Source organism: Flavobacterium magnum (genome assembly GCF_003055625.1).
GTDB lineage: Bacteria > Bacteroidota > Bacteroidia > Flavobacteriales > Flavobacteriaceae > Flavobacterium > Flavobacterium magnum.
The window spans coordinates 3,443,607-3,464,207 of record NZ_CP028811.1; the positions used below are offsets into that span (position 1 = coordinate 3,443,607).

Sequence of the window (20,601 nt, forward strand, 5' to 3'; positions counted from 1 at the left end):
CTTTTGTATAAATCTACATTAATAATGAGTTGCCAAGTAAAAATAGTCTGAAATACCAAAAAAAATAATTTCTTAAAGAAATCTTAAAAACCCTTATTTTATGCACTTTGGCGACGATTGAAAACCGTTCGTCGATTATTTTGTTAAAATTTTTGCCTCAAAAGTTTTATTATTAGGAATTTATGTAGTAGTTTTATCGCAGTTCTCTGAAAAAGAATAAATACATATTTTAATATCTAACCCCAAAGGATATGAAAAAAACTACCCTACTAATGGGCAGGCTAACCCTACTAGCCTGCTTGCTCTTTACTGCCCTAAGTTTTGCGCAATCGCAAACATTTACAACAACAGGATCATTTACCGTGCCGGCAGGCGTAACAAGCATTCGGGTTGAAGCCTGGGGTGCCGGTGGCGCGGGCGGCGGGGCTACCGGCGCACCTTCTGCCGGTGGTGGCGGAGCCGGTGGCGCTTATGTCAGGAACAATGCCGTCAACGTTATTCCCGGTAACACCTACACGGTTACGGTAGGTACCGGCGGCGTCGGTTCTACAGGTAACGGTGGCGCGGGTGGATCTTCGTGGTTTGGCTCCACTCTGACGATATTGGCAGTGGGTGGCAGCGGCGGAAATGCAGCCATCGTAAACAGCAATACAGCAGCAGGTGCGACGGCTCCTATAATGGGCAACGTCGGTGGCACCACTAATTTTTATGGCGGAAATGGTGGCACCGGAGTTGCCGGAGGTACTTCTGGAGGAGGTGGTGGTGCCAGTGCAGGTACAGGTTCCAATGGATCCGCTGCCGTAGGCGTCACCGGTGGAGTTGCAGTCACAGGCGGTACTGCCGGGGCTAACGGCTCAGCAACCAGCGGAGACGGAGCTGCTGCCGGTGGCTATGGTGCTGGAGGTGCAGGCGGGCGCACAGGAACCACTACTGACAGGGCCGGTGGAAGTGGATCAGCAGGAAGGGTAGTTATTACATGGGTATGCTCCACTTACAGCCTGACTTCCAGTACGCTGCCCGCAAATACCTGTCAGGGAAGTGCCGCAACAGTCACTTTAAACGGCGCTGCAGCAAACCTTCCTACAGGCACTTACACCGTGACATATAACCTATCAGGAAGCAATACTGCAACGGGCAACACTGCTTCAATGACGGTGACCGTAGCCGGGACCGGGTCTTTCAACACCAGTGCACTGGCAAATAGCGGCGCGACTACCGTAACAATAACAAATCTTGCAAGCGGCGGCACATCGCCAAATAATTGCAGCTCATCAATAAGTACAAATAACACTGCCTCGACGACCGTAATCACCACGCCGGCGCAGCCCTCAACGATCACAGGAAACAACTCCCCATGTATCGGAAGCTCACAATCTTACTCTGTGACCGGTGTTGGAGGTGTAACGTACAGCTGGACTTTTCCTTCCGGCTGGACGCAAACCGCAGGAGGAACTACAAATTCGGTTACCGTAACGGTAGGATCTGGCACGGGCAACGTACAGGTTACACCATCAAACAGTTGTGGTTCAGGAACCGCCAGAACATTGGCCGTGAGTCCTACTACAACGCCGGCACAGCCTGCTGCGATAACGGGTAATGCTACACCATGTATTGGCGCGACTTTGGTATCATATGCAGTAACAAACGTAGCCGGCGTAACATACAACTGGACATTGCCGTCAGGATGGACACAAACCGGCGGTACAAACACCAACTCGATTACCGTGACCGTTGGAGCGGGATCCGGAAATATCAGCGTAACAGCGACAAACAGCTGCGGCACATCGACCGCGCGCACGCTTGCCGTAACACCATCAACTGCGCCGGCCCAGCCAAGCGTTATTACGGGGGCTACCAATGTGTGTGAGACTACGATCCAGAACTATAGCGTCACAGCGGTATCGGGGGTAACATACAACTGGACTTTCCCTTCAGGCTGGACACAAACCGCGGGAGGAACAACCAATTCCGTTACGGTAACTGCCGGAAGCGGTTCGGGTAACATCACCGTCACGCCTTCCATATCTTGCGGAAGCGGTACACCGAGAACCCTTGCTGTAACGGCCACCGCCATGCCGACCGTGCTCACGACGACTCCGGGCTCACGGGTCGGAACGGGATCGGTGACCTTAGGCGCCACGGCATCAACCGGAACGATTTCATGGTTTGCTGCAGCGACCGGAGGTGCCGCTTTGGGAACAGGCACGTCATTTGCGACGCCGGATATCGTCACCTCTACCACATTCTACATTGAAGTTTCTAACGGAGGCTGCGTCACCTCGCCAAGGACAGGTATATTGGCGACAGTGAATGCACCGGAGATTGCCGTATCAGGTAATGGATTTAACATCGCCGATGAAGATACGACGCCGGAAACTACAGACAATACCGATTTCGGCACTGTGAACGTGCTGATCTCGTCAACCAAAACCTATACGATACAGAATATCGGAACCTTGCCACTGACAATTGGAACATTTACGATCGCCGGTGCCAATGCCTCTGAATTCGTATTGATGACTTCACCAGCCACTAACCTGGCTGCCGGCGCAAGTACGACTTTTTCCGTAAAATTTACGCCAACAGCCGCCGGGGTTAGGAATGCCACTTTGTCTTTTGTGACAAATGACTCGGATGAGAACCCGTTTAATTTCTACATAAGGGGAACCGGCGGAACTGGTGTAAGCCCTGAAATTAATATACAGGGCCTCGGCGTTACCATTGCTGATGGTGCCGCCCGTGGCGCAGCTGCTGACGGTACGCTATTCACAACTACTACCATTGGCAATTCAACGACACGTACATTTACAATACAGAATTTAGGGACGGGGCCATTGACTTTATCCGGCGGACCCAGCTATGTTTCAGTAACCGGAAGCGGATTCTTCACTGTCATCACCCAGCCAAGCGGCACCATAGCAGCGGGCGGAAGCACCACCTTCCAGATCCGTTATACGCCAACAAATACAGGAAGTGCCGTGGCCATCGTCACCATCAACAACAGCGACGACGACGAGGGTGTTTTCGATTTTGTAATCGAAGGAAACGGTGTAATCTCCGGCCGTGATATCGGTATCGAAGGCAATGAGGTGGCCATTTCAGACGGTGCTACCACATCGAGCATTGCCAACCAGACCGACTTCGGTATCACAGATCTTTCTACAGTGATCGCGATTCCATTCAACGTGTATTCTTACGGCACATCCAGTTTAGCCATTTCGTCGACAGCAATCACTGCAGGGTCAGGATTTACGATTTCGTCCTTGTCAGGCACAGTCAACTCGGGCTCTCCGGCTTCATTCGTGGTTACTTTCACGCCGTCATCTGTAGGATCATTCTCTGCTACAGTCACTGTGACCAGCAACGCCAACAGCCCGTCATCAAAAGCGACATTTACATTTGTGGTTACGGCTCAGGTACAGAATACGACAGCACTCACCAACGGACCCGGAGGTGTGACCAGCAACCTCAAATTCTGGCTCAAGGCCAATAGTGAGATTGGTACTGTAAATGACAACGACAACCTCAGCATCTGGAATGACCAGACCACAGGAAGCACGAAAGATGCTATTGCAAAATTTTCGAGAGAACCTAAATTCAGGAACAATACCGCTGACAACGTAAACTTCAATCCGGTCATCAAATTCAACGGTGCCAGTACGTTATATGGCAACCAGGGATTCAACAACCAGGATATGTTCATCGTTTTAAAGCCTAAAAACAACATTACGTCGTCTACCAGCGCTCAGGATATCTATTGTGGGGACGACATCGCAATCAATAAGAACAGCCAGGATGTTACCGGGTTTGAGATGGGCAACACCTCTACGCGATATGGTGCCAACCCGGATATCGTAGCCTACAACCAGGGGGCATCAAGCAGCTACGGAATCGCCGAATACAATGCTACGAAAATCTATTCGGGCGTAAACATGTTTAACCCGAGAAGGAACACAGCAACGGGCAGGATGATGCTGTTGTGCAACGGCTCGACACTAAGCACTACCGAATACCTTACAGGTACCAATTACCAGCCTTATAAAGACATTGTCAACTCCAGATACTGGTTGGGCCGCAGTGAATATTTTGATGCCAGCTACGAAGGCGATATCCTTGAAATCATCAACTACAGCAGCCTGAATTCGAATGCAGACAAGAGCAAGATCGAGTCTTACCTTGCCATCAAGTACGGCATCACTTTAGGTGTCAATGGTGTGAGCCAGGACTATGTAGATTCTGATGGCACGACAATCTATCCGTCGGCAAACGGTTTTAACTACAACATCGCCGGAATCGGAAGGGATGATAAATCACAACTGAATCAAAAACAATCGCGTACCGAAAATACTTCGAGTGACGTGACCATGGGCCTCACAACCATTGAAGCCAAAAATTCAGACAATACCGCTACTTTCGACAACGACAAGAACTTCCTGATCTGGGGAAGCAACAATGGCACACTGGGCGCACAGGCCCCGATTCTCGTTAACATGAGTGCCGGAGTGGCCGGGCTGACCACACAGGTTGATTTCGTCTCCATCGGCAGGACATGGAAAGTGATTGAAAATGGCGGCGACGTGAAAACCGTAACCGTATCGGTCCCTTCTACCCTGCTGACTTCGACAATCACTCCGCCGGGCGACTTTTTAATGTTCATTTCGAGCAGCCCGATTTTCAGCCCTACGGCAGAATACAGGGTGATGCGCGCCAATGGCTCCAAATTGGAAACCACTTACGATTTTAACGGTACCACATACATCACTTTCGGCTACGCCCCGGAACGCACCTTTGTCAGGTCTATTTCATTTGACGGTGTCGACGACTACATGGATGCCGGAAATGTACTGAACCTGAACAACACCAATTTCACCGTTTCCGCGTGGATAAAAAGGAATGCGTCAAACCGCACCATTCTCTCCAAAAGGAACAACACGTTCACGACAGGATACGAATTGTCTATCAACAGCGGTGGTTTTGCCGAAATGAGCTGGATGAACGGCACAAAGCAGACCATCACTTCCTCAGTAGTCATCCCTACCGGGAAATGGCACAACATCGGGGTTACATTTGACGGCACCAATGCACGCATGTACATCGATGGTGTACTCGATACCACCGAAGCTTTGCTACCGGTTCCCGCCAATACACAATCGTTTATTATCGCTGCCGCAGATGGCACAAACACCACATCGTTCTTCAACGGCACCATTGACGAAGTCAGGGTATGGGGCACTGCGCTCACCGCGGCACAGCTGCGTTACGTGATGAACCAGGAACTGCGCGAGCACAGCGACAGCACAGTGAACGGAAGCATCGTCCCGCAGACAGTCACGCTGAATGAGGTGAAAAGCATTCCATGGTCGAGCGTAAAAGCGTACTACCCAATGTCCACTTATACGTATACCAATGCCAAGGATATGTCTGACAACGACTACACCGCAGCCATCAAAAACCTCATCACGGTAGATTACCAGACCGCACCGCTGCCTTATGTCTCAAATGCTGACGGCGACTGGACCACGGATACTACCTGGAAAAACAGCGATGTCCAGGACAATCCTTACAGCTTCTCTATTGTTGACGGCACCACAAGGATTGGCTGGAATATTGTGCAGACCAGTCATAACATTACGACAAGCACAAACAAAGTCGTGTTGGAACTCGACATGTTGAGCAACAAACTGACTGCCGACAATGACATTAAGATTGAAGTGACCCATTACCTGAGCCTTGACGGAAAGATTGACCTTGTCGGCAAATCGCAACTGGTGCAGCCTTTCGGAAGCGATCTCGATCCTACCAGTTCAGGTGCTATAGAGCGTGACCAGCAGGGCCAGTCTAACATGTACAATTACAATTACTGGTCTTCGCCAGTGAGCGCACTGAGCACGACCGCAAACAACCTTGGCTATACTATAACTGACGTCATCAGGGACGGTTCCGATCCGGACAACATCAAGAACATCAACTGGGTGTCAGACCAGAGCGTTACCGCATCCGATCCGATATCGATTTCCGATGCGTGGATTTTCAAGTTCCAAAACGTGGGTAACGCCTATGCCAACTGGGGTTATATCGGGTCCACCGGCACATTGCTTCCCGGAGAAGGCTTCACCATGAAAGGATCTGCGGCAGCGACCCCGACGCAGAATTACACCTTCACCGGAAAACCAAACAATGGCGCCATTACGCTGCCTATCGGCGCGGGATTCCTCAATTTGTGTGGCAATCCGTATGCTTCGGCCCTGGATTCGCAACAGTTCATCAACGACAACTTAGATTCGATTGACGGGACTTTGTATCTGTGGGAACACTATTCGACCAACAATACCCACGTTTACTCGGACTACCAGGGTGGCTACGCCGCACTGACCAATGTGGGTGGAACGCCTCCGGTGGCAGCGCCCGGCATCAGCGGACTCGGTTCGAGCAGCCGCATCCCAAAAAGGTTCATTCCCGTAGGACAGGGATTCTTCGTGGTCGGTAACAGCACCGGCGGATCAATTAAGTTCAACAACAACCAGCGCCTTTTTGTAAAGGAAACCAGTGGCTCATCTAACATCATGTTCAGGAATGCCAACCAAACCAATTCGGCTTCCGACAGCAACGGTTCAGGAAACCAGGACGACAGTTATCTCGTTACGGGATTTGCGAAAATTCGTTTGGGCTTTACCTCGGCCACAAATTACCACAGGCAGCTGCTGCTTGGGTTTATGAACGAATATGCTACCAGTGCGATTGATCCGGGTTATGACGCGGTGATGTTCGACCAATTGGCAGACGATATGTACTTCCTCAACGGAGAAACCAGGCTGATCATCCAGGGAGAAGGGTTCTTTAACGAAGCCAATATTTATCCGCTGGGCGTGAAGGCCGGTATTGACGGAAACGTGCAATTCAACATAGACGAAATGATTAACTTCGAGGACGACCAGGATGTGTACATCTACGATGACGAAGACCAGTCCTACCACGACATCAAAGCCGGAACGTATGATGTGGTCTTACCACAGGGCACGTATGAAAGCCGCTTCTCACTGCGGTTTGTAAGCTCGACATTGGGGATTGAAAACCAGCAGCCTAACGGACCTGCAATCAGTTTTACAAATAACAACAATTCGATCAACATCCAGAACAACGAACACCGTTTCACAGTCAACAGCGTAGCCCTTTTCAATGTTTTGGGACAAAGCCTTGAAACGTGGGAAATGGACGGCAATAGTGATGCGCTGTTGCAAATCCCGGTAAAAAACCATGCTGCCGGCACATACATTGTAAAAATCAACACGTCTGCAGGAAGCTTCAGCAGGAAAATAGTGATGAAATAATCAATTGTCCACATCAGGATTTCGAAAAATGGCCAATGAGTATTGGCCATTTTTTTTTGCTTTTTCGGCACTCTGAAATGAGCTAAAATTGCGGTGAAAAAAGCTATTGTGCAGGTGAATAAAAATCCTACAAATAACTATCACAAAAAGTTATGGTGCGAAATGTTTAATTTATACGTAAAACACTGATTTTTAAAGGCTTTTCAGAGCATGTGAAACGTGTATTTTATCGATAAAAAATACCACTCAACGAATATATTTCCCGGCTCGATTTTAACACTTTACATTCGCCCCAGATTTTAATCCCAAATCAAAATCTGAGTCTTATGGAAAATACTACAATGACATTTAAGAAACTGTTGTTTCTTTTCAGTTTACTTTTATCTGCAGCATACAGTGCTGCACAGGACAACACCGCAACTTTTAACTCTGATGGCACTTTTACCGTACCTGCTGGCTATACCTACAATGCCACAATACACGTATGGGGCGCCGGAGGAAGGGGCGGCTCAAGAAGCGGGTCTAACGGCGCGGGCGGCGGTGGCGGTGGTGGTGCGTATTCCAGCAGCACAATCGTGCTTACGGCAGGAACATACAACGTCACGGTGGGTACGGGCGCTACGACCGATATCGCTGACGGCGAAGATTCCTCTTTTTCAACATTGGTCATCGCAAAAGGCGGCAAAACGGTCGGTTTAAACTCCGCCACAGGTGGAGCAGGCGGCCAGGCATCTGCCGGTACAGGAACAATTAAATATTCCGGCGGGGCTGGAGTTAGCGCTACCTCTGGGGTAGCCTTCAGTGGAGGCGGCGGCGCTTCAGCTGGTACGGCCAATGATGGTGCTACGGGACTTACGTCTACCGGAGGAATTGCGCTCAATGGCGGTGGAAACGGTGGAGCAGGCAGGCTGGTGGCGGTTGGAAGCGGAAATGGTACAGCAGGGACAACTCCCGGCGGTGGCGGTGGCGGAGCACTGAGAAACTCAGCGGTAACCGTTTCCGGTGGTGCCGGCGCAAACGGACGTGTGATCGTGACCTGGAACAACCCTGAAATCAATATCCGCGGAAATGGAAATAATATTGCGACGGGCGACAATTCGCCATCAACTTCTGACAACACTGATTTTGGAACGGTCGATTATTATTCCGGGACAATTTCGAAAACCTTTACCATCCAGAACAGCGGCGTGGGATTGTTAGGCATCGGGAATATCACCTTCTCAGGCAGCGGCGCGGCTGACTTCTCAGTAACCACCCAACCTACCCTACCCGTAGCTGCTTCGGGCGGATCAACGACATTTACCGTGACTTTTGATCCGAGTGCTGTCGGAACACGCACAGCAATCATCAGCATCCCCAACAATGATGCCGACGAAAACCCTTACACGTTTACCATTACCGGTAACGGAGGGACACCAAACATGACGATTTCGGGTAACAATACCGTAATTTCCGACAACGACAATTCACCAAGCACGTCAGACTTTACCAATCTTGGGGCCCAATATATATTTTCAGGCTTACTGACCAGGACTTACACTATAAAAAATACAGGTACCGCGACGGTGGTGCTGGGCGCTGTTACCATCGGGGGTACAAATGCTGTCGAATTCAGTGCATCGACTCCGGCTGCCACAGTTGCACCCGGGGCGGAAGTCACTTTCACGATCAGCTTCAACCCTTCAGGAGCGGGATCGCGTGTCGGGTCATTCAGCATCGTGACGAACGTTTCTGGCGCGAACCCTTACAACTTTTCAATAGCAGGAACCGGAAATACCTACCTGGATTCCGATGGTGATGGCATCACTGACAACAACGATCTCGATGACGATAACGATGGGGTGCCGGACACTTTAGAAGAATCAATATGTAAATCTGTTTCGAGCCTTACGGCGTCTACGATATTTTTAAATGAGGATTTCGGGACAGGCACCACCCGCGTGCAGATCAGCGAAACGACACCCTCGGCGAGTACGAATTATACGTTCGAAAGCGGCCAGACGCTCTATGATGATGATTATACCGTTTACTACAAGATTGCGGGTATTAATCAGGCTGATCCGACAAATATCTCTGATTTCTCATGGTATGCCTGGGTGAAGTCTGATGACCATACTCCGGGTGATACGAACGGAAGGATGGCAGTATTCAACGCATCAAACAACGCCGGCGTATTTTACGAAAATACCATCAACGGCATTCTACCTAATATAGACGTGTCATATAGCTTTTGGGTAATGAACCTTGACAATTTGGATTCCGCTTTCTCTCCAAGCGAGCTTCCAAGGAAAACCCCAACAATCAAAGTAGAATTTATCGACACCAGCACCAATGCGGTAATTTCCGGTACAACTTATACAACACCGAGCATTACGCGTTGTGCAAGCGGGAACTCATGTACGACGTCAATCTGGAAAAATTTCACCACCACGGCAAACCTGGGATCAAGGACCAGCTTTAAGATCAGGCTGAGCAACACCTCGCCGGGCGGATTCGGTAACGATTTGGCGATGGATGATATCGTCATCTCTCAAAAGTATTGCGACCTTGAAGGTGATGGTGACGCGGACATTTTTGACCTTGACGACGACAATGACGGTATCCCTGATGTTGTAGAGGCAGGATTTGGCGCATACAGCAGCGGTAAGAGCACGATGGATTTAAGCAACGGCACAAAATGGGTTGACGCAAATACCAACGGATTAAATGACCTCGTTGTCGGTCAGACCCCACTGGATTCTGACGGCGACCTGATTTATGATTTCATGGATCTTGACAGCGACAATGATGGCATTTTTGATATCGACGAAGCACAAAAAGACACGTTCTACACCGGAGGCGCAAATGCAAAATACAACGGAGATGCTGACATCAACGGCGACGGTGTTGATGACAGCGGCGCGGACACTGACGGTGATGGAATCCAGGATCTTAACGATGAAGATCCTAACGTATTCGGTACGGGGGTTGTTGATGCAACGAAGCGTAAAGCTTTCCCTACCGACACAAATAATGATGGTAAAGCCGATTACAGGGATGTAAAATCCAACGGTTCAACATTTGATATTGCCGGAACGTTATTTGCGTCATTCGACGGCAATAATGACGGCAAAGTAGACGGCACCACTGACGTTGACAAAGACGGGATCAGGGACGCAATCGACAACAATACCTCTACAGTAAATGCTGCCGGCTACGGCTCTCCAAGAAGTTTCACAGACAAGAAACTGCTGATAGATTTTGATGGCCGAAACGATTATGGTGAAGGACCGGCTTTGATCAGTAACCTGTCCAGCGCTACGATTATGGGCTGGATCAAATTAGATGAGTTCTTCGCGAGCGCGGGGGTGCTTTTCGGAAACTCGAATTTGTACCTGAGCGTGGGAAGTGACAGAAAATTAAGCGCAGCCACACCGAACGTGAGCACTACATTCAGTTCAACGGCTCTGGATTTGAAAAGATGGTACCATGTCGCGGCGTCTTACAGTTCATCAGGAAGCCTGTTACTGTACTTAAATGGTAAATTGGTGTCGAGCGTTGCAGCCTCAGGTTCATTGCCGACAACCACTTCAAAGTTCACCATCGCTAAAACTTCCGGAGCCCTTACAAATTTCTTCAAAGGATATATTGATGAAATTCGTGTGTTCAACACCCAATTGACTGCAGACCAGATCCAAAAAATGGTATATCAGGAAATCCAGCTTGGCGAAACCAACAAGGTTAAAGGAACGGTAATTACCACTAAGGAAATTGAATCGACAACTTGGGCAAGCCTGATCGGTTACTTCAGGATGGATAACTACAAGAATGATGTAATTGACGATTATACGATTGCCGGAATTGACGATGACAAGTCGAATACTGCATTCACAAGGATTTATAACGTAAAGTACCTTAAAACACAGAACGCGCCATTGCCATTCAAAACGAAACAGGCAGGAATTCTGGATAGCACAGCGCTGACCGATACAGAGAACTTCATTTATGGTCCCGACGTAGCCGCCAATGATTATTCAATTATTAAGGTGCAGCACGACGTGACGTTGGCAAACAATCTTACGGGAGTGGGCCTCATCGTCGACGCCGGGAAGAAAATCACCGTAAACAGCGACAAGAAAATTGAAAACACCTGGTATTTAGATTTGCAGGGAACAATAGATTTGACCGGGAAATCTCAGTTGATACAGGGTGCAAGCAGCGACCTGGCCACGACAACAACCGGTAAGATAGAGCGCGATCAGCAAGGAACAAAAAATCCATTTAATTACAATTATTGGAGTTCGCCGGTGATTCCTTCAACGAATGGTGCAGGCGTAAGCACCTATACGGTTGATGGCGTAATGAAAGACGGGACCTCCGGCTCACCGGTAAACCTGCAATGGATCAATGATCAGGATGCGCCGGGCACCACACCCGTAACGTTAAGTCGCGCCTGGATATATAAATACCAAAATCTTACCAATGCGTATGCGAGCTGGTCATATGTTGGTGAAACCGGAGCACTTTCTGCCGGCCAGGGATTTACCTTAAAGGGATCGAATGCCGCGGCATCCAACCAAAACTACGTTTTCGTAGGCAAACCGAACAACGGCGATATCACCAGCCCTATAGCCGCCAGCAACCTGAGCCTTGTAGGTAATCCATATCCTTCAGCACTGGATTCTGAGGCTTTTATAAAAGACAACATAATCGGTGGCAATCCCGGGACAAGCGGCGCACTGGACAGTGCCCTGTATATCTGGATCCACGCCCCTGAGAATAACACGCACGTGTACGCCAATTACAAGGGTGGCTATGCCACGCTCAACCTGGTAGGCGGTCTGCCTCCACAGGTTAAGGCATCCGGCACGGGCGGTACCGGCACCTCGACCTCATACACGCCCGGAAGGTATATTCCTGTTGGACAGGGATTCTTTGTACAAGGGAGTACCACCGGTGGCTCGTTGAAATTTAAAAACAGCCAGCGTGCATTTATCAAAGAAAACGAAAGCACCTCAAACGCCTTATTCAGGACAGCTCAGACAACAACTGACGAAGACACACCGACTCCGGCGACCTCAGCAGGCAAACCTAAAATCAGGATTGGTTTCGACAACAACGCTGAGATGCACCGTCAATTGCTGATCGGCTTTATGGGCAGCGATGCTACAGATGGTTTCGATATCGGTTACGATGCCCTAAGCTTCGATGCGAATCCAAGCGATATGTACTTCAAGACAAATGATGGAAACCTGTTAATCCAAGGAGTAGGATACTTTCAGGATGCTGCAATTTACCCGTTGGGTGTTACTTCCGACACCGCTGCACCCGTGAAATTCAGCTTGGATGGCGTGGAAGAACTTGATGACAATCAGCCTATTTATATTTATGATTCACTTGACGATTCTTACCACAATTTAAGGGAGGGCAATTTTGAAACGGTGCTGGATGCCGGAACATTCGAACAGCGTTTCTCATTAAGGTTCTCGAATCCGCTTGGGGTGACAAATCCGGTAAACGAAAATCAAATCGGCGTGATCTTTACAAATAATGACCAGACGCTCAATATTAAGAATACGCTAAATTCGACTACAGTGGAATCTGCGGTCCTGTTTAATGTGCTGGGACAACAAATTTCCGCCTGGGATGTGAAAAACGAAAATCAGGAGAACATCCGCATTCCTGTTAAAAACATCAGTGCCGGTACCTATATTGTTAAGGTCAAAACAACAACCGGGTCTGTTTCTAAAAAGATTATCGTGAGATAAGCATAAACCCCATCATATAAATAAGAAAGGCGTCCGGTATATTGGACGCCTTTTCTTATTAACTGATACCATAAACCCAATAAAATCAATATGTTAACCCCCATAAAAATACGTGGTTTTCGCCATACAACGAGAAAATATGCAACTCAACGAAAAGAATTTTTAACATAATTTTTTAGGCCTAATTTTAGCAAAAATAAAACCTACTAAATCATGAAAAACATCTACACAAGCCTCAGCGCCCTATTCCTCGTCGGGATGCTGTTTGTGGCACCAAAGTCATTCGGACAGGATGACGACTTCACTGAAGAGACATTTACAAAACTCCGTTTGGGCTTCCATTCGCACAATAACTTTTATCGTCAAATCCTTATAGGCTTTGAAAACGACAATGCTACGGAAGGCATTGACCCCGGGTTTGATGCGATCAACGTATTCAACCTTCCGAATGATTTCTATTTTTTATGTGGCACCACGGAACTCTTCATTCAGGGTGTCGGGTACTACGATACGAACGCGATTTACCCTTTGGGTGTACGTTCTAATTCCGTTGGCACCATTTCGATAAATATTGATGCGGCAGAATATTGGGATCCAACGCAGGAAGTCTACATTTATGATGCCGACAACAACTCGTATTTCAACATCAAGAATGGTCCCTTCACCGCCTCAGTCGGCATTGGTACTTTCAATAACAGGTTCTCGCTGCGCTTTTCAACCCAGTCCACTTTGGGAACGGGTGCTGTCGCCGACGCAAAGATTTCTGTCAATTACATCGCTTCTGACAAAGTGTTGGCACTTTCAAATCCTACGTCCAATAATGCAACAACCGTTAGCCTGTATAATATTACCGGACAGAAGACAGTGACCTGGAACATCTCTGAAATGGACCAGACCAACATCAATCTTCCTGTCTCAGGGCTGAGTGCAGGAGTTTATATCGTCAACGTCGATACGCCGAACGGCAGAATCACCAAAAAAATATTACTGAAATAAAAATCAATCTGCATCTTTCGAAAAAGCTCCTCTACCTAAGGAGCTTTTTTATTGCTCGTCCGTAAGCATCATTTCGAGTTGCGAAAAATCGACTGAATCCTGATGGCCGGTCGCTAGGTTTTTTAACGTGAACTTCCCCTCCTTTATCTCCTGGTCACCAACAATGACCACAAACGGAATCTGCCTTTTGTCCGCATGCTGGAACTGTTTGCCTACTTTAACATTGTCAGGATAAAGTTCCGTCCGCACGCCCGATTTCCGCAGGTTCATAATCGCTTTCATCGCATAGAGGGCCTCGGTTTCACCATAATTTACAAAAAGTGCTTTGGATGTTGCTGTAACGGCTGCAGGGAACAATCCTAACGCCTCGACAACCAGATAGATCCGGTCCAGTCCAAAGGAAATGCCGACACCGCTCATGTCTTTGAGTCCGAAAATCCCGGTAAGGTCGTCATACCTGCCGCCGCCGCCGATAGATCCCATCGAAACGCCGTTCGGCGGCGCGACTTCAAAAATCGCTCCGGTGTAATAGTTCAGTCCGCGGGCCAGCGTCACATCAAGGTCGAGAACGGACTTGTCCAATCCCAAAGCGGCAATTTTCTCACAAATAAAGCGAAGCTCATCAACGCCTTTCAGTCCTTCAGCTGAACCTGCGAGAAGGAGCCCGAGTTGATCCAACTTCTCTTCTATCGTTCCGGAGAACCCAAACAAAGGCTGTAGTTTTTCAATCGCTTCCGCAGAAATGCCCTTCTCTGTCATTTCCTTTTTAACGCCTTCCTCACCGATTTTATCCAGCTTATCGAGCGCCACGGTAAAATCAATCAGTTTATCGCCGGCGCCGATGACGGCTGCGATTCCCGATAAGACCTTCCGATTGTTGATCTTAATGGTGACTCCTTCCAGGCCAAGCGTACTGAAAACGGAATCATACAACTGCACCAATTCCACTTCCTGCCACAAACTCTTTGACCCAACCACATCGGCATCACATTGGTAAAACTCGCGGAAACGGCCTTTCTGGGGCCTGTCTGCGCGCCATACGGGTTGAATCTGGTATCTCTTGAAAGGAAATTCAATATCATTCTGATGCTGCACCACATACCGTGCAAACGGAACCGTGAGATCGTAGCGCAGTGCTTTTTCGGAAATCAACGGTGTGATCTGCCTTGAATTTTTATCGCTTAACGTTTCTACCGGAATCTTGTCAAGAAAATCACCGGAATTTAGAATCTTAAAAATCAGCCGGTCGCCTTCTTCCCCATATTTTCCCATCAGGGTCTCCGCATTTTCAAATGAAGGCGTTTCAATCGGCTGGTAGCCAAAACGCTCGAAATTGGTCTTAATAATCCTGAAAATGTATTGTCGCTTTGCCACCTCTTCAGGGGAAAAATCTCTTGTCCCTTTCGGGATGCCCGGTTTTTGTGCCATGTATGATAATATTGAGATGCTGAACTGCATACGAGGCGGTCGTCAGCCCCGTCATGTATTATAATTAGATTTGCCAATGCAAACTTAAGCCAAAAATCGTAATTTCGTAGCAAACCAGACCCATGTTTAAACTCTTCCGGGAAAATATCAGGGTAGCTCTAGGCGCTATCCGAACCCAACTGCTCCGCACAATCCTTACGGTATTGATTATTGCCATCGGGATCATGGCTTTGGTGGGAATCCTGACTGTGGTCGCTGCATTGGAAAACGAACTCACATCTAACTTTGCGTCGATGGGCGCCAATACATTCACGATCAGCCAATACGATTATTCCTCGCGCAGCAGCGAAGAAATCAAACCGCATCCTGCCATTACGTTCCAACAGGCTCGGAACTTTAAGGAGCGGTTCCGTTATCCGTTTTCGACCTGCTCTTTGTCTTTTTCGGCCACTTCTGCTGCCGAAGTACGGTACGAATCGGAAAAAACCGATCCTGAAATTACCGTTATGGGCGTAGACAACCTGTTTATCACCAATTCAGGGCTCGAACTCCAGCTTGGGCGGGACTTCACCGGATTCGATATCGAAAACAACAATTACACCTGCATCCTCGGATCGGATTTTCTAAAAGGCCTGTTCCAAAATACCCAGCCCATCGGCAAGACGATTTCAATTCGCGGGGCAAAGTTCAAGGTAATAGGCGTATTGAAGGAACGCGGCTCGACGTTCGGCAACAGCCAGGATCTACGCGTCTTCATCCCGATACAGATTGCGCGCTCGCTGTTTTCAATGCCCAATACCAACTACACCATCAGTGTCATGGCGGGTCGTAATGAACTGCTGGGTGCTGCGGTAGACAACGCCACAATCACGATGAGGGATGTGCGCAAGCTGAGTCCGGTAGAGGAAAACGACTTCGGCGTGGTACGCAGCGATGACCTGATCAACCGGGTCATGGAAATTTCGGTCTATCTCGACGGGGCCGCGTTCCTGATCAGCATCATTACGATTTTTGGTTCATCGATTGCTTTGATGAACATCATGATTGTTTCGGTTACCGAACGCACGCGTGAAATCGGGGTCAGAAAAGCGCTGGGCGCCAAGAAAAATACCATTGCAATCCAGTTTTTCATAGAAACGCTGGTCATCGGTCAACTGGGGGGAATTGTAGGATCGATCATCGGGTTGCTGATCGGCTATGTGATTTCATCGGTGATTGGCTTTGCCTTCGTGATACCCTGGGGTGCAATTGTCTGGGCATTTGTCGTAAGTTTCCTCGTAGCTATCGTTTCAGGCTTGTACCCGGCCATTAAGGCAGCTAAACTTGACCCGATTGAGGCGCTTCGCTACGAATAAGTTCATAGTGTGGCGGCCAGCATGCGGTCATTTCCAAAGAAATCCTTACGCAATTCAATATCCCTGTATCCCAGGGATTCAAGCAGCTGTGCCGTTTCGCTTCCCAGGTACTGGTTGATTTCAAAATACAACCTGCCGCGCGGACTCAGGCTGGTGCGCGACAACAACGCAATTTTACGATAAAATACAAGCGGATCGGCATCCGGAACAAACAACGCCAGGTGCGGCTCATGAGCCAACACGTTTTTGCGTATTTCGTGCTTCTCAAGTTCCCTTACATACGGCGGGTTGGAGACGATTACATCATAATTTCCGAAGAGGCTGTCAGTTTCGAGGATGTCAAGTTGTAACCAATGCACTTCGGCCTGGTTGATTTCGGCGTTTTTTTTCGCCAAAGCCAATGCGTGTCCGGAAACATCGATTGCCGAGACCTTTGCATGGCCGAGGTTTTTTGCCAAGGACACCGCGATACATCCACTTCCAGTCCCGATATCGAGTACGGCAAGGTTTTGTCTTTTGTTTTCCGAAACAATCCAGTCAACCAGCTCTTCAGTTTCCTGCCGGGGGATCAGTACATTTTCGTCGACAATAAAATCAAGGCCGTAAAAAGAGGTTTTACCCAACAGGTATTGAACAGGCTCCTCCTGTTCCAGCCTGCGGAGCAACAAATCCCATTCCGCTAACAGCGCAACGGGCATCTCGCGGCCAGGATCTAAGGCCAGGTCAATCCTCCGCAACCCGTTCAGCTGCTCCAGGATCAAATAGAAAAAACGCTCTGCTTCGTGTTTGTCGTACACCGGGGTCAGCGTTTCCAGAAATCCAGAGCGGTAATCGGTAATTTTCAAGGGAATTATTAGTAATGGTTCAGGGTACAAACCTAATCAATTTTTGCCGTATTTTTGTGTGATGGCTACCCACGAAACATTCATGAAGCGCTGCCTTGAACTGGCGCAAAACGGACTCGGCACAACATTCCCCAATCCGTTGGTGGGCAGCGTTATTGTTCACAATGGCATAATCGTCGGCGAAGGCTGGCACCGCAAGGCAGGCGAACCGCACGCTGAAGTGCACGCGATACATTCCGTTAAAGACACTTCGTTACTGGAAAAGTCAACACTTTATGTAAACCTCGAACCCTGCAGCCATTTTGGAAAGACGCCGCCTTGCTGTGATTTGATTATTTCCCGGAGCATACCCGAAATCGTGGTCGGAATCAGCGATCCTTTTTCAAAAGTCGCCGGGGAAGGCATCCGCAAACTTGTGGCATCCGGAAAAAAAGTTACCGTAGGCATAATCGAAAAAGAATGTGCGGCCATTAACCGGAGGTTTTTCACCTTCCACAACAAAAAACGCCCCTACATTATCCTGAAGTGGGCCGAAACCGCGGACGGGTTTATCGCGCCTAAAACCAGGACTCAAAGCAGCCCCGTCTGGATAACCGGCGAAGCGTCGAGACAGCTGGTCCACAAATGGCGCAGCGAAGAACAAGCCATCCTGATCGGTACGCAAACGGCTGTTGACGACAACCCGACATTGACCACCCGTGACTGGGCCGGGCGCAACCCGATCAGAATAGTTATCGACAGGCACCATCGAATTCCAAAAGAAAATCATATATTTGATAATCAGGCTGAAACCATCGTAATTACTGAGGCCGACATTGATTTTACCCAAAATCCTGCGGCACAACTGGCGGACTTTCTTTACAAACGCCACATCCAGTCGGTGATCATAGAAGGCGGTACAAAAACGCTGCAGACATTCATAGATGCCGGGTACTGGGACGAAGCGAGGATCTTTAAAGGACAAATGTCATTCGGTGATGGGGTCCGGGCGCCTCAGGTTTTCGGTACAGTTTATGAAAGGCACGCCATTTCAGGCGACGAACTTTTAATGCTTATGAACAATGATCAATACAATTATTTTTGATTTTGGTGATGTCCTCATCAACCTTGACAAGGAAAAATCGCTGGCCGAATTTAAAAAATTGGGCTTAGACGGTCCCAACACGGCATTACTGAGGCTTAATGACGATTTTGAGCGCGGCAGGATTACCGAAGAGGCGTTCCTTCAAGGTTTCAAACAGCAGCTGCCCACTGCGACGATTGCGCAAATCAAAGCAGCGTGGAACAGCCTGATTGGGGATTTCCCCTTATATCGGCTGGAGTTCCTGCAACTGCTCGCAACCAAATACCGACTTTTCCTGCTGACGAACACCGACATCATCCATATGGAAAACTTCGAAAGCCAGGTTGGGATGTCATTTGCAAGTGATTTCTACCGTTGTTTTGAAAAAGTTTACTATTCCCACGAGATGGGCATGCGCAAGCCTGAAACGGCGGTCTTCAACTTCATTCTGAAAAAGCACGACCTTTCTCCGAAACGTACGCTGTTTGTTGACGACAAAAAAGAAAATACCGATGCCGCGGCCGCATTGGGCATTAATGTGTGGCACCTGCAGCCCGACGAGGATGTGGTGAATCTTTTCGATAAAAAATTCATGGCCATCAACGCATGAACCCAGAGACACAGGACACTTTCAATACCATTTTACAACCATCAGAAGAAGTGCTTTTCAAGGAGAAAGGCAGTAAATTCTTCGGCTATGCGTTTCCCATAACCTCTGAAACAGAAGTACGTCCCATCCTTGAGCAGCTCCGTAGCCGACATTATGCCGCACGGCATTGGTGCTATGCTTACCAATTGGGCGCAGAAAAAGTCACCTTTCGCGCGAATGACGACGGCGAGCCCAACAACAGCGCCGGAATGCCGATTTACGGACAGATACAGTCCTTTAAGGTAACCGATATCCTTGTTGTTGTCGTGCGTTATTTCGGTGGCATCAAACTCGGCGTAGGCGGGTTGATTTCAGCTTATAAAACCACGGCACAAATGGCCCTGGAGCAGTCTGACATCACCGAGAAGGTCATCCGGATTCATTTTGAGCTGCGTTTCGGCTACAAAAACCTCAACAAAGTGATGCGGATGATTCGTGAAAACCAGCTCGAAATCATCTCCCAAAAAATGGAAAACGACTGCGAAATGGAAATTTCATGCCGGAAAAAAACCGCAGAAAATGTGTTTGAGCAGTTCCAATCGGCATTTGAAATCGACATACAAAAGAAGCCCTGACAAAACAATTATTCTTACGTCTTATCCATCGCCGAAATACGCTCCGAAATGTACTCAGGAGGGGGTGTCGGACGGCCGGTTTTCATATCGACAAACACCAGTACGGAGGTCGCAATTGTTAATAACTCGGACTGCTCGTTATACAGCTCATAATCAAATTCTATACGAACGGACGATTGATTTTTTAAGATAGTTTTAACAATCAGTAAATCGTCGTATCTGGCGGGCTTTTTATAGTTCATCGTGAGGGATACGACCGGGAGCATAATGCCGTTCTCCTCCATCCATCGGTACGAAATCCCCAGGTTTCTCAGCCATTCCACGCGTCCCATCTCAAAATACTGCGCATAATTGCCATGGTAAACAACGCCCATCTGGTCCGTTTCGGCGTATCGTACGCGCACCTCGATCTGATGTGTTCTCATATTTTATTTAGACTAATTTTAACATTTTTAATACCCTATACTTACGATAATTTTTTTACAAAATCAATTGCGAATTATTTTTTTTTAAAGAATTTTGTTCACATATTTGTTCTCCCGAACATGAGAGGATTTTCCACTTCCGTTTTTGTAAGATAAACCATTAAATTAACAAAAAACTTAGGCCAATAAG

The 20,601-nt window shown here is 48.3% G+C and carries 10 protein-coding genes; 7 read left to right on the forward strand and 3 right to left on the reverse strand.

What is annotated here, in order from left to right:
* The first annotated feature begins 251 nt into the window (after nt 1-251).
* From HYN48_RS15095 to HYN48_RS15105, 3 genes are all read left to right on the forward strand, one after another.
* Complete coding sequence (locus HYN48_RS15095; protein WP_146171832.1) at nt 252-7,328, forward strand: DUF8202 domain-containing protein; 7,077 nt, start codon at nt 252-254, stop codon at nt 7,326-7,328.
* Between the two features lie 326 nt (nt 7,329-7,654).
* On the forward strand, nt 7,655-13,075 hold the full coding sequence (locus HYN48_RS15100; RefSeq protein ID WP_108373208.1) for a choice-of-anchor D domain-containing protein: 5,421 nt from the start codon (nt 7,655-7,657) through the stop codon (nt 13,073-13,075).
* A gap of 213 nt (nt 13,076-13,288) precedes the next feature.
* Entirely contained in the window at nt 13,289-14,071 is a 783-nt protein-coding gene (locus HYN48_RS15105; protein WP_108373210.1) for a T9SS type A sorting domain-containing protein, read from the forward strand.
* Between the two features lie 48 nt (nt 14,072-14,119).
* Here the strand turns inward: HYN48_RS15105 and hisS are convergent, their stop codons facing one another.
* Nucleotides 14,120-15,499 carry a histidine--tRNA ligase gene (gene hisS / locus HYN48_RS15110; RefSeq protein WP_108373699.1) on the reverse strand — a complete coding sequence of 460 codons (1,380 nt, stop codon included), beginning with the start codon at nt 15,497-15,499 and terminating at the stop codon, nt 14,120-14,122.
* A 122-nt stretch (nt 15,500-15,621) separates the two neighbouring features.
* Here hisS and HYN48_RS15115 point away from each other — a divergent pair, with 122 nt between their 5' ends.
* Nucleotides 15,622-16,854 (forward strand): ABC transporter permease, encoded by a 1,233-nt coding sequence (locus HYN48_RS15115; RefSeq protein WP_108373212.1) that lies wholly within the window; start codon nt 15,622-15,624, stop codon nt 16,852-16,854.
* 2 nt (nt 16,855-16,856) lie between these two features.
* Here HYN48_RS15115 and prmC read toward each other — a convergent pair whose 3' ends face one another.
* A complete protein-coding gene (gene prmC / locus HYN48_RS15120) occupies nt 16,857-17,699 on the reverse strand; it encodes a peptide chain release factor N(5)-glutamine methyltransferase (RefSeq protein ID WP_108373214.1) in 843 nt (280 codons plus the stop codon).
* Between the two features lie 61 nt (nt 17,700-17,760).
* Here prmC and ribD point away from each other — a divergent pair, with 61 nt between their 5' ends.
* The 3 genes from ribD to HYN48_RS15135 are packed head-to-tail and all read left to right on the forward strand — an operon-like array spanning nt 17,761 to nt 19,986.
* A complete protein-coding gene (gene ribD, locus HYN48_RS15125; protein ID WP_108373216.1) occupies nt 17,761-18,783 on the forward strand; it encodes a bifunctional diaminohydroxyphosphoribosylaminopyrimidine deaminase/5-amino-6-(5-phosphoribosylamino)uracil reductase RibD in 1,023 nt (340 codons plus the stop codon).
* Complete coding sequence (locus HYN48_RS15130; RefSeq protein ID WP_108373218.1) at nt 18,761-19,372, forward strand: HAD family hydrolase; 612 nt, start codon at nt 18,761-18,763, stop codon at nt 19,370-19,372. Before ribD ends, HYN48_RS15130 begins: the two co-directional genes overlap by 23 nt.
* Nucleotides 19,369-19,986: an IMPACT family protein gene (locus HYN48_RS15135; protein WP_108373220.1), complete on the forward strand. Its 618-nt coding sequence runs from the start codon at nt 19,369-19,371 to the stop codon at nt 19,984-19,986. Before HYN48_RS15130 ends, HYN48_RS15135 begins: the two co-directional genes overlap by 4 nt.
* 14 nt (nt 19,987-20,000) lie before the next feature.
* Here HYN48_RS15135 and HYN48_RS15140 read toward each other — a convergent pair whose 3' ends face one another.
* Nucleotides 20,001-20,411, reverse strand: a complete 411-nt coding sequence (locus HYN48_RS15140; protein WP_108373222.1) for an acyl-CoA thioesterase — start codon at nt 20,409-20,411, stop codon at nt 20,001-20,003.
* Nucleotides 20,412-20,601: the final 190 nt, after the last annotated feature.